We start from the raw sequence: 12,026 nt of genomic DNA on the forward strand, positions 1-12,026 counted from the left end.
CGGGTGCTGACACACCAGTGATAGCTACGGCCTCTTTCCCCGCGCGCACCCAATCTTAAGCCGAGCACTTGTTTGCTGCGCGACAGCGCAGCGTCGAAGACGCGGCGGGGACTCCCTCGCCACAAAAAGCTTGAATGTTTATCGCATTCCTCTCGACGTAGGAGCGAACTGCCTCACCTTGCGCCATTGCCTACAACTACGCCAGAATTCGCCGGCTTGTGCGCCTTGGGGCCAGGTTTTATCGTTTCCGGGTCGCTGACGAATCAGCGATCGGGTTTGGTAGCCCGGGTAAAACTAAGGCGCACGGCTCCGGCATATTTATTATGGCGGCTGTGCGCGGGGCGCCCTTGGGCGCGCTGGGTTTGCCTTGGTACCCGGTCTACCAACCTGCGTATAGCCGCCACCTAATGTTTGGTAGCAAAAGGTTGCGGCTCCAATTACCAAGGAGTTTCAATCCATGTTCAAGCCAACACCGAACCCACCGGATACTGATCCATCATCAAAAGCGTTCGACAAAGCCGCCGACCGCGCCCTCGACTACTACCTCAAGCCAAAAGCCACCAAAACCGAGGCTGAGCCAGGCCAACTCTTCACTGTCATCAACGGTGTCGACACCGAAACCCTGCTCGCCAACCTCAGCGAAAACCTGGCCTCGGCCAATGCCATGCTCGGCGACCTGGCCTTCGATCTGGAAGGCTCAAGGCGCCATATTGCCCTGGGCATCCAGCAATTGATCGAATTGAGTGGACAGCTGGCAAACCGAGCGTTGGACAACGTCGAAGCGCGCTAGCCGACTCACCCAAAAAACCTGTGGCGAGGGAGCTTGCTCCCGCTGGGCTGCGCAGCAGCCCCAAATGGGTTGACGCGGCCTTTCAGGCAGACCGCATCAACCGGTTTTACGACTGCTGCGCAGCCGAGCGGGAGCAAGCTCCCTCGCCACAAGAGCCTGCGTATCCTTAAAGGACGGGCAGCGCTTTACCGCCCAGCCAACTCCATGATCATCCGCGACAACAGGTAAATCCGCGGCACCACACTCTCGACTTCGGCGTATTCCTCAGGGGTGTGAATGTTGCCACCGACAATGCCAAAACCATCCAGCGTCGGCGTGCCAACCCCGGCCGACAGGCTGGCATCCGCCGCTCCACCGCTGCCTTCTTCCGTCAGTTTGCGCCCCAGTTCGCCATAGATGCCTTGGGCCATGGCCATCAACCGGTCCGACTCCGCCGTCTGCGGCATCGGTGGCAGGCCGCGCTTGAGGCTGGTGGTGACTTCGGTGTCGGCGATCAGCTTGTCCTGCGACACCCGGGCCAGGTCTTTTTCGATGCGGTCGAACTCTTCCGGCACCGCCGCACGCACATCCGCCTTGGCGCTCGCCTGGTCGGGGATCACGTTGGTCCGGTCGCCGGCCTTGATCACCGTGAAGTTGATGGTGGTTTTCTTTTCCGCGTCGCCGAGCTTGCCCAGTTGCAGAATCTGGTGCGCGGCTTCCATCGCCGCATTGCGCCCCAGTTCCGGCGCGACACCGGCGTGGGACGCCTTGCCCTTGACCTCCACCAGCGCCGTGGCACTGCCCTTGCGCCACACCACCAAACCATCGGCCGGGCGACCCGGCTCGAGGTTGAGGGTCACGTCATGGGCCTTGGCGGTTCTCTTGATCAGGTCGGTGGCGGCGTCCGAGCCGGTTTCTTCGCTGGCGTCGAGCAGGAAAGTAATCTGCGCGTAGTTCTTGAAGTCCAGGTTCTTGAGCACCTTCAGCGCATAGATCCCGGCAACGATGCCGCCCTTGTCATCCATCACCCCCGGCCCATAGGCCCGGCCATCCTTGATGTGGAAGGGACGCTCGGCGGCCGAGCCTTCCTTGAACACCGTGTCCATGTGGGCCATCAGCAGGATTTTTGCCTTGCCGGTGCCCTTGAGGGTCGCCAGGATGTGCTGGGTGCCGTCCGAGTTAGGCACCTTTTCGATGGTGGCGCCCAACTTCGTCAATTCATCGATCGCAATATCACCGACCTGGGTCAGCCCCGGCACATAGCCTGAGCCAGAGTCGATGTTCACCAACCGTTCGAGCAGTTTCAGGGCCTCGCCCTTGTACTGTCCGGCGTCGTTCAGGACTTGTTGATGGGGCTGCGCGAATGCAACGGGGGCGAAGGCGCCGAGGGCCAGGCTCAGGCCAAGACTGACGGCCAGACGGGAGCGAAGAGCGGTCATCATCATGATTTCATCCTTGTTCCGTATCGAAAGAGTGCCATAGGCACCCTACCCGACAATGGGCCAAGGCTCTAGACCGCAGGTGGCCACCTCAAGGGGAAATGACCGATGCCTCCAACGCCTGCCGATGCCGGTAACACGTGACCCGGTTGCGCCCGCCGGTCTTGGCCTCGTAAAGCGCCTGGTCGGCATCATTGAGCCAATGGGTCGCATCGCCATAGGCCGGGTTGAAGGCCGCCAGGCCAATGCTCAGGCTCACCTTCAGCGCCGGGTTCTGTTCATAGCTGAGCGTCGCAAAGCGCTCGCGCAACCCGTCCATGGCCTGCACGGCGTTGTGAAGCGTCAGGTCCGGCAGAATCACACAGAACTCGTCCCCGCCATAACGCCCGACCACATCGGCGGCGCGCAAGTTTTGCTTGAGCATCTTGCCCAGCTGGCGCAGCACGATGTCGCCGGCGACATGGCCATAGGTGTCATTGATGGCCTTGAAGTGATCGATATCGATCAGCACAAGCGCGCCGCGCCCTGCCCCGTCATCTGGGTGACGCAAACAGCGCTGGAACTCCTCGTTGAGGCGATCTTTCCAGGCGCCATGGTTAAGCAAGCCGGTCAGGCTGTCGGTGCGACTCAGGGCCAGCAACTCGCGCTTTTGCCGGCCCAGTGCGTAGGCTTGGCGATAGCAGAACCAACCCAGCGCCATCGGGTACAGGCACAGCAACGGCAAACAGGCATAGATCTGTGCCGGGCTGGTCATGGGCACGCTGGTCAGCGGGAAGATCAGCACGCCCACGACAATGCCGGCCACTTGGGCCAAGGCCCCAATGAGCAGGAAACGCAGGCCACCAATGGAGACATTGTTCATCGCCATCATCGCCAGCGTGACGGCTGCGGGCAGCGGGTTGAACTGCATTGCCGCGACCCAGAAGCCGCCAAGCACCGCATCGATCAATAAATTGATGTGTTCGACGTGGTACGGCATCGCGCAACGCCGGGCCCACCAGTAGGACAAGTGTGGCCAGAGCAGGCCATGGAATAACATGAAACCCCAGACCCACAGCGCCGGTTCGAGGGGAAAGACGGCAGCACTCACCAACAGCAACCCCAACGTCAGGCCCAGAATGCGCGATATATAGAGCCTCCTGGCCAGCGTCCGTCCCTTTTTTCCCGTTTTTTGCATAGGAACCTCTGCACCGCGGGTTTCCCAAGTCATTGGGAAGGGGGGTAGCTTGGAGTCTATCAGGGCGACATCAAATAGCCACCAATGAATGCAGGGCGATTTATTCTTCTTCAAATACGCAACTCTGCTCGGATTTTGGCTATATATGACATGGAAATCCTGTAAGCCTTCAGAAAGGAGGCCTCTGGGCAGCGATGTTCCCGGGTTTCAGCTTCACTTATCACCACCTGATCCGTTCGATCACATTCTGTCATCGCCCATGGAGGGCAAAACATGCTGGTGTTGTGTGTAGTTCTTGCTGTACTTATCGCCTGGAGTTGGTTGACGTATCCCGGCATTGGCCATGTGATCTACGACATGAACATGGCCTTGGAGGCACGCCTTTACCGGTTACGCAAAATCACCGTGCCCATCAGCGAGATGACCGTGTCGACCTGGCAGGGTGGGCCTTATGAAGCGTCCGCCAGCATACTGATGCTGCACGGCTACAGCGGCGACAAGAACCTCTGGCTACGCGTTGCCCGGCATTTTGTCGGTGACTACCGGGTAGTGATCCCCGACCTCCCCGGCCATGGCGAAACCGGCTTCAAGGCCGGTGGCGGCTACGACATCCCGACCCAGGCCCGGCGGATCATCGAGTTGCTCGATGCCTGCGGCCTGGACAAGGTCCATGTGATCGGTAATTCCATGGGTGGGCATCTCGCCGCGTGGCTGGCGGCCACTTCACCCGAACGTGTACTGACCCTGGCGCTGCTCAATCCGGCCGGCGTCACCGCGCCCCAGCCCAGCGACATGGACCGCCAACTGGCCGCCGGTCGTAACCCGTCCCTGGTGCACTCGCAAGAAGAATTCATGCCGTTCTACGCAATGACCATGGCCTCGCCGCCCTGGGTGCCGGGCATGGTGATGGCGGCCGTGGCCGAACGTTATGTACAGCACCGTGAAGAACTGGCGGAGATCTACTCCGACTTTCGCGCCAGCCCATCGATGGAGCCTCTCCTGGCCGACATTCGCGCCCCTTCGCTGCTGCTCTGGGGCCGTCAGGACCGGGTGATCGATGTAAGCAGCGTGCCGGTGTGGAGCAAGGGCATCGCGGACTTACGGGTGGAAATCTGGGACGGTATCGGCCACCTGCCCATGATCGAACAACCGGGAAAAACCGCGGCGCTGTACCGTGGTTTTCTCAAGGAGTTGGGGCAGTGACGGCGATGCAAGGGATGAGTCCGTGGCGAGGGAGCTTGCTCCCGCTGGGTTGCGCTCCGTAGGGGTGCCGCAGGCTCGGGCCGCGTTCGGACGATCTTTTGATCTTGATCTATGGGATCTTTCGCTCAAGGTTCAATCGCCAGGGGAAAGATCGCAGCCTCGTTACACTCGTCAGCTACAGGGTATCGGCTTCATGAACATCCTCTACGACGAACACCTCGACGGCCCCTTGCCCAAGGTGGACAAACAGGCCCTGCTTCAAGCCTTGCAGGCACAGATTCCAGACCTGGACATCCTGCATCAGGAGGAAGACCTCAAGCCCTACGAATGCGATGGCTTGTCGGCCTACCGCACCACGCCCCTGCTGGTGGTCTTGCCCAGGCGGGTCGAGCAGGTCCAGGCGCTGCTCAAGCTCTGCCATGGGCAGAATGTGCCGGTGGTCGCCAGGGGCGCCGGGACCGGTCTGTCCGGCGGCGCCCTGCCCCTGGCAAGCGGCGTGTTGCTGGTGATGGCACGGTTCAACCAGATCCTGCACATCGACCCCGATGCCCGCACCGCACGGCTTCAGCCGGGTGTGCGCAACCTGGCGATCTCCCAGGCGGCGGCGCCGTTCGGGCTGTATTACGCACCGGATCCTTCGTCGCAGATCGCCTGTTCCATCGGCGGCAATGTCGCGGAAAACGCCGGCGGCGTGCACTGCCTCAAGTACGGCCTGACGGTGCACAATCTGTTGAAGCTGGAAATCCTCACCGTCGAAGGCGAACGCCTGACCCTGGGCAGTGAAGCCCTGGATTCGCCGGGCCTGGACCTGCTGGCACTGTTCACCGGTTCCGAAGGTTTGCTGGGGGTGATCACCGAAGTGACCGTCAAACTGTTGCCCCGGCCCCAAGTCGCCAAGGTACTGCTGGCCAGTTTCGATTCGGTGGACAAGGCCGGGCGGGCAGTGGCCGACATTATCGCCGCCGGGATCATCCCCGGTGGCCTGGAAATGATGGACAACCTGGCGATCCGCGCCGCAGAGGACTTCATCCACGCCGGCTATCCGGTGGAGGCCGAAGCGATCCTGCTGTGCGAACTGGACGGGGTCGAGGCCGATGTCCATGACGATTGCGAACGGGTCCGCCAGGTGCTGCAACAGGCCGGTGCCACCGAGGTGCGTCAGGCGCGGGACGAGGCCGAGCGGCTGCGCTTCTGGGCCGGGCGCAAGAACGCCTTTGCGGCGGTGGGCCGCCTGGCGCCGGATTATTACTGCATGGACGGCACCATCCCGCGACGCGCCTTGCCCGAAGTACTGCAGCGCATCGCCAGCCTCGGTGCCGAGCATGGCCTGCGGGTCGCCAACGTCTTTCACGCCGGTGACGGCAATATGCACCCCCTGATCCTGTTCGATTCCAACCAGCCCGGCGAACTGGAGCGCGCCGAAACCCTGGGCGGAAAAATCCTCGAACTGTGTGTCCAGGTGGGCGGCAGCATCACTGGCGAACACGGTGTCGGCCGGGAAAAAATCAATCAGATGTGCACGCAATTCAACAGCGACGAACTGAACCTGTTTCACGCGGTAAAAGCAGCGTTCGATCCCCTAGGCCTGCTCAACCCTGGCAAGAACATCCCCACCCTGCAGCGCTGCGCCGAATTCGGCGCCATGCACATCCATGGCGGGCAACTGCCGTTTCCTGAACTGGAGCGTTTCTGATGAGCCGCGAAGCCGACCAGGACGCCAGCGACCTGCTGCTCGAACAGGTCAATCACGCCCGGGCCAACGCCACGCCGCTACGTATCCAGGGTTCGAATAGCAAGGCTTTCCTGGGGCGCGAAGTGGCCGGCGAAGTGCTGGACACCCGCGTGCACCGTGGCATCGTCCACTACGACCCCACCGAACTGGTCATCACCGCCCGTGCCGGCACCCCGCTGCGGGACCTGCTGGCCGCCCTGGACGCCGCCGGGCAACGGCTGCCCTGCGAACCGCCGGCGTTCGGCGACGACGCCACGGTCGGCGGCATGGTCGCTGCCGGGCTGTCGGGACCGCGTCGCCCATGGGCCGGTTCGGTGCGCGACTTCGTCCTGGGCACACGCCTGATCAGTGGCCATGGCAGGTTGTTGCGTTTCGGCGGCGAGGTGATGAAAAACGTCGCTGGCTACGACCTGTCGCGCCTGTTGACCGGCAGTTTCGGGTGCCTGGGGGTGATCACCGAAGTCTCCTTGAAGGTCCTGCCCAAGCCCCGTCACAGCCTGAGTATCCGCCTGGAACTGGACAGCACCGAGGCCCTGGAAAAACTCGCCGAATGGGGCCGTCAGCCCCTGCCCATCAACGCCGCCAGCCATGACGGCGACTGCCTGCACCTGCGCCTGGAGGGTGGCGAAGGCTCGGTCAGTGCCGCTCATCAGCGTTTCGGTGGCGAGGTGATCGACGATCGATACTGGATGGCACTCAATGAACATCAGTTGGCCTTCTTCGATGAAGGCTTGCCCCTGTGGCGCCTGTCGTTGCCCAACCATACCGGGCCGCTCACCCTGCCCGGCACGCAGTTGATCGACTGGGCCGGCGCCCAACGCTGGTTGAAAACCGAGGCCGACACGGTGCAAGCCCTGGCCCATGAAGTCGGCGGCCATGCCACCTGCTATCGTCAGGGTGTCAGCGACACACCGTTCCAGCCACTGGCCCCGGCACTGCTGCGCTATCACCGGCAACTCAAGGCCCAGCTTGATCCCCAGGGGCTGTTCAACCCTGGCCGGATGTACCCGGAGCTATAGTGTCCTGTGTCGCAAATGCGTTCCTTCTTGACGAGTGGCGGTTGTCGTCAGGCAGGGCGCCGCGACGGGTCATGGCCCGCTATGGCGAGGAGCGGCAGCGCTGCATGACGGCAACAGACGCCGTCAAAAAGAAACAGCATCTGTGATACAGGACACTCCCTATGCAGACTCGGTTTAGTGAGGAAAGCAAAAATCTGCCCCGCGCCGAAGAAGCCGAACGGATCCTGCGCAGTTGCGTGCATTGCGGTTTCTGCAATGCCACGTGCCCCACCTACCAATTGCTCGGCGATGAACTGGACGGCCCGCGCGGACGCATCTACCTGATCAAGCAAGTGCTCGAAGGCCAGCCGGCGACGGCCAGCACTCAACTGCACCTGGATCGCTGCCTGTCGTGTCGCAACTGCGAGACCACCTGTCCGTCCGGCGTGGATTACCACAACCTGCTGGACATCGGCCGGGCGGTGGTCGATCACGCCGTGCCACGCCCCGCCGGCCAACGCGCGCTGCGCCTGGGGCTGCGAAGCCTGGCCGCCAGCCCCGAGCGGTTCAGGGCCCTGCTGCGTCTTGGGACGATCTTCCGTCCGCTGCTGCCAACGAACCTGACCGCCAAGTTGCCTCGCGCTTCCTCAGCCCACAACGAGCGCCCACCTCTCCGGCATCGGCGTACGGTGTTGATGCTCGAAGGTTGCGTGCAACCGGGCCTGTCGCCCAACACCAACACTTCGGCAGCGCGGGTGCTGGATCGACTCGGCATCAGCGCGATCCCCTGTGCGCAGGCCGGCTGTTGCGGTGCGCTGGATTATCACCTCGACGCCCAGGCCACCGGGCTGGATCGCGCCCGGCAGAACATCGACGCCTGGTGGCCACACCTGGAAAACGGCGCTGAAGCCATCGTCCAGACGGCCAGCGGCTGCGGCGCATTCATCAAGGACTACGGGCACCTGCTGCAACACGACCGCGCCTATGCCGCCAAGGCCAGGCAGGTGAGTGAACGGGCACTGGACCTGGTGCAAGTACTCGGCCAGGAACCGCTGGAACAGATCTGCGCGGCCAGGAACCAGCGCATCGCCGTGCATTGCCCCTGCACCTTGCAGCACGCGCAGACACTCGGCGGCAGCATCGAAGCGCTGCTGACACGGCTGGGGTTCAACCTCACCGAGGTGCCCGACGGCCATTTGTGTTGCGGCTCGGCCGGCACCTATTCGCTGACCCAGCCTACCCTGGCGCGGCAATTGCGGGACAACCGCCTCAATGCGCTGGAAAGCGGCCAGCCGGCGCTGATCGTCACCGCCAACGTCGGCTGCCAGAACCACCTCGACGGCGCCGGTCGCACGCCCGTGCGGCACTGGATCGAACTGGTGGATCAGTCCCTGACAGAATGAAGTCCTGAAGATTCTTCGTTTGCCGGGGCCTGCGAAGGCTGCGATCTTTCGTCCACTTTCCCACCGCCCTCGCCCAGGAATTCTTACGATGAGCTTCGTCAGCCCCGACCTGATCCGCCAACGCTTCTCCAGAGCGATGTCCGACATGTATCGCGACGAGGTGCCGCTGTATGGCGCCCTGATGAAGCTGGTGGAGCACACCAACGCCCAGGTGCTGGCCGAAGACCCGGCCTTGGCGGCACACCTGCGCAGCACCGGTGAACTCGAACGCCTGGACCTGGAACGCCACGGTGCGATCCGCGTCGGCACCGCCGCCGAACTGGCGACCCTGGGGCGTCTGTTCGCGGTCATGGGCATGCAGCCGGTGGGTTATTACGACCTCACGCCTGCCGGGGTGCCGGTGCATTCCACCGCCTTCCGCGCCGTGCACGAAAGCGCGTTGCAGGTCAGCCCGTTCCGGGTGTTTACCTCGCTGCTGCGCCTGGAACTGATCGAGAACGCCGAGCTTCGGGCCTTTGCCGAGTCGGTGCTGGACAAGCGGCAGATCTTTACCCCCGGCGCCCTTGAGCTCATTGAGCTGACCGAACGCCAGGGTGGCCTGACGGAAGCCCAGGCTGAGGACTTCGTCCTACAAGCTCTGGAAACCTTTCGCTGGCACCACAGCGCCACCGTCACCGCCGAACAGTACCGGCAACTGAGCGCCCAACATCGCCTGATCGCCGACGTGGTGGCGTTCAAAGGCCCACACATCAATCACCTGACACCGCGCACCCTGGACATCGACATCGTCCAGGCCCGGATGCCCGTGCACGGCATTACCCCCAAGGCCGTGATCGAAGGCCCTCCCCGCCGCCAATGCCCGATCCTGCTGCGTCAGACCAGTTTCAAGGCACTCGACGAACCCGTCGCCTTCACTGACCAGTCACAGTCCCAAGGCAGCCACAGCGCCCGCTTCGGCGAAATCGAACAACGCGGCGCAGCTCTCACGCCCAAGGGCCGCGCGCTCTACGATCAATTGCTCAACGCCGCGCGCGACGCACTGGGGGAGTTTCCCAACGAAGCCAACGCCGAACGCTACAACCGACTGATGGCCGAACACTTCGTCGCATTCCCCGACAGCCACGATGAGCTGCGCCGACAGGCATTGGCGTACTTCCGCTATTTCGTCACCCCCAAGGGCCTCGCCGCCAAGGGCGCCCTTGAGCACGCGGCCTCGCTGGAGCACTTGCTTGAGCAGCAATACCTGCGCGCCGAACCCTTGGTGTACGAGGACTTCCTGCCCGTCAGCGCCGCCGGCATTTTCCAGTCGAACCTTGGCGATGCCGCCCAGAGTCATTATGCCGGTCAGTCCAATCGTCAAGCCTTCGAAGAGGCGCTGGGCCTAGCGACCATTGATGAGCTGGAGCTGTACGCCCAGACGCAACAACGCTCCATCGATGAGAGCAGGACTGCATTGGGCGTGTAGGAACAAGCCGAAGGACAAACGGCAAAAAACTGCCTGACAGGCGTGCGTGCGGCGCGCCTTTCTCGGTCACCCGGCCCGGGTATCGCGATGTCTGATCAGGCCGCGAGGAGCTGCAATGAGCCGGGCAAGCCTTTGAGCGATTTCTCGCTTGCCTGCAGGGAGCCCCCCCAAAATAAAACATCAACCTATTGATATATATAGATTTTTAAAAAATGGCATAGCTCTTGATAACCGTGAGGCCACCTCGGGGCGACTCCCGTCCCAGGCCCTATCGTTAGCATCCATTGGCTACCCCCGCGTCTATGTCCGTTACAGGCACCAAACAAGTGCTGATCACTGCCGGTGCGTTTACCGCCGGTTCGGTGGGCAACACCTACCAAGAGGGTCATGAAGACCAAGTCATGGTGCAGGCTTTCGAGCACCAAGTGACCATCCCTCGCGACCTTCAGTCCGGCCAGCCAACCGGTCAGCGCATACACAAACCCCTGATCATCACCAAGGTATTCGACAAAGCTTCGCCCCTGCAGCTAGTCGCCCTGACCAGCGGCGAACGCCTGACCGAAGTCAAGATCCAGTGGTACCGCACTTCGGCTGCCGGCACCCAGAAGCACGACTACACCACCACGTTGGAGGACGCGATCATCGTCGATATCAAGGACTACATGCTCAACTGCCAGGACCCAGAGAACGCTCATTTCACCCATCTGGAAGACGTGCACTTCACGTATCGCAAGATTACCTGGACCCACGAAGTCAGCGGTACCTCGGGCTCCGATGACGGGCGTGCACCGGCCGCCGGTTGAATCGCAGGCAGCCGCTCACGCATCGGCCAGCTCTGCGGGTCGATGTGCCGTTGAAAATAATCGATAGCGGTTGATTCAGGATGGTGTTCGCCCAGTGCGATGGCCTCGGCAATCCATGCACTGGTAAAGAGCCTGACACTGGGCGAACGGGAACAATAATAATCGAACTTTTAGAATATGTCCGTGAGCCTGTTTAAATAATTATTCATTATTGCAACTGCCCCCACTCAAGCGCTGGAGCGTAGGGGCGTAGGGGCGTAGGAGCTGTCGAGTGCAACGAGGCTGCGATCTTTCCCCACACACTTGAATCTCAAGCGAAAGATCAAAAGATCAAAAGATCAAAAGATCGCAGCCTCGTTGCACTCGACAGCTCCTACACAGAGTGCACACAACGCCTGTCTAGCCCGAGTTTGGGGGCTGCGTATCGCTGTACAAACAGTTATACAAAACATGGACAAGTAGACAAAGTTATCGGCAAAACAAAATTAAACAGTTCTGAAAAACTCTTTTTAATACCCGTCCGACGTGACGTCATTCAACCACGTCGACCGGTTTTCTGCGCATCGGTATCCCCTGCCTCAGGGTCGCCATGCCGTTGTTTGCGCTTGACCGGGTCATTGGGCCGCAAGGCGTCGTTATCGCGTTCCACTTCACCGGGCAATACCGGGGCGTCGGGGTTTTGCCAGGTTTGATCGGGGCGGTGCTGCATGGTGAACTCCTTGAACCTTTCAGGCCTGGAATCAGGCGTCGGGGTCGGCGACGGCTTCAGCGACATTGGTATTCGGGGAGCGCTGGTGCAGTTGCTCGGCCCGGGTCTTCAAGGCCTGCCACTGCGCCAGGTCTATAGCACCCTGACCGAACAGGTCATTGGCCACCCGCATCAGCTCGCTGAAGTGAGCATCGGGGGACTGCTGCCAGTAGGCCTTGTCGTCGAACAATCGCTGCCAATCGGCCAGCGACGCAAGTTTGAGGTCATCGCTCATGACGGGCTCCTGCGAGACATTCATAAACTATGAGGGTCGACGTTCGCGGGGAGT

Annotated in this window: 11 protein-coding genes; 7 read left to right on the plus strand and 4 right to left on the minus strand. The window is 61.8% G+C overall.

Translation table 11 applies throughout. The features are described from left to right. The first annotated feature begins 457 nt into the window (after positions 1-457). Positions 458-790, plus strand: coding sequence for a DUF6124 family protein (locus tag AACY31_RS25265; RefSeq protein WP_339492327.1), 333 nt, complete (start codon positions 458-460; stop codon positions 788-790). 185 nt (positions 791-975) lie between these two features. On the opposite strand, the gene AACY31_RS25270 is transcribed toward AACY31_RS25265, so the two are convergent. After that, positions 976-2,214, minus strand: a complete 1,239-nt coding sequence (locus tag AACY31_RS25270) for a M20/M25/M40 family metallo-hydrolase (RefSeq protein ID WP_339477045.1) — start codon at positions 2,212-2,214, stop codon at positions 976-978. An 85-nt stretch (positions 2,215-2,299) separates the two neighbouring features. Further along, on the minus strand, positions 2,300-3,385 hold the full coding sequence (locus AACY31_RS25275) for a diguanylate cyclase (protein ID WP_339477043.1): 1,086 nt from the start codon (positions 3,383-3,385) through the stop codon (positions 2,300-2,302). A gap of 273 nt (positions 3,386-3,658) precedes the next feature. Here AACY31_RS25275 and AACY31_RS25280 point away from each other — a divergent pair, with 273 nt between their 5' ends. The 6 genes from AACY31_RS25280 (at position 3,659) to AACY31_RS25305 (ending at position 10,989) form a co-directional block, all read left to right on the plus strand. After that, positions 3,659-4,588, plus strand: coding sequence for an alpha/beta fold hydrolase (locus AACY31_RS25280; protein WP_339477042.1), 930 nt, complete (start codon positions 3,659-3,661; stop codon positions 4,586-4,588). A gap of 193 nt (positions 4,589-4,781) precedes the next feature. After that, positions 4,782-6,281 (plus strand): glycolate oxidase subunit GlcD, encoded by a 1,500-nt coding sequence (gene glcD / locus AACY31_RS25285; RefSeq protein WP_339477040.1) that lies wholly within the window; start codon positions 4,782-4,784, stop codon positions 6,279-6,281. Then, a complete protein-coding gene (gene glcE, locus AACY31_RS25290; RefSeq protein ID WP_339477038.1) occupies positions 6,281-7,339 on the plus strand; it encodes a glycolate oxidase subunit GlcE in 1,059 nt (352 codons plus the stop codon). Before glcD ends, glcE begins: the two co-directional genes overlap by 1 nt. A gap of 161 nt (positions 7,340-7,500) precedes the next feature. Beyond that, positions 7,501-8,721 carry a glycolate oxidase subunit GlcF gene (gene glcF, locus AACY31_RS25295; RefSeq protein WP_339477035.1) on the plus strand — a complete coding sequence of 407 codons (1,221 nt, stop codon included), beginning with the start codon at positions 7,501-7,503 and terminating at the stop codon, positions 8,719-8,721. Positions 8,722-8,809: 88 nt separating this feature from the next. Further along, on the plus strand, positions 8,810-10,186 hold the full coding sequence (gene hglS / locus AACY31_RS25300; RefSeq protein ID WP_339477033.1) for a 2-oxoadipate dioxygenase/decarboxylase HglS: 1,377 nt from the start codon (positions 8,810-8,812) through the stop codon (positions 10,184-10,186). Between the two features lie 284 nt (positions 10,187-10,470). Then, positions 10,471-10,989 (plus strand): Hcp family type VI secretion system effector, encoded by a 519-nt coding sequence (locus AACY31_RS25305; RefSeq protein ID WP_339477031.1) that lies wholly within the window; start codon positions 10,471-10,473, stop codon positions 10,987-10,989. Positions 10,990-11,524: 535 nt separating this feature from the next. Here AACY31_RS25305 and AACY31_RS25310 read toward each other — a convergent pair. Both AACY31_RS25310 and AACY31_RS25315 read right to left on the minus strand, forming a co-directional pair. Further along, positions 11,525-11,698 (minus strand): hypothetical protein, encoded by a 174-nt coding sequence (locus tag AACY31_RS25310; RefSeq protein WP_339477029.1) that lies wholly within the window; start codon positions 11,696-11,698, stop codon positions 11,525-11,527. Positions 11,699-11,729: 31 nt separating this feature from the next. Further along, positions 11,730-11,972: a hypothetical protein gene (locus tag AACY31_RS25315; RefSeq protein ID WP_339477027.1), complete on the minus strand. Its 243-nt coding sequence runs from the start codon at positions 11,970-11,972 to the stop codon at positions 11,730-11,732. Positions 11,973-12,026: the final 54 nt, after the last annotated feature.

It is taken from the genome of Pseudomonas sp. RL_105y_Pfl2_101 (genome assembly GCF_963970585.1).
Lineage (GTDB): Bacteria > Pseudomonadota > Gammaproteobacteria > Pseudomonadales > Pseudomonadaceae > Aquipseudomonas.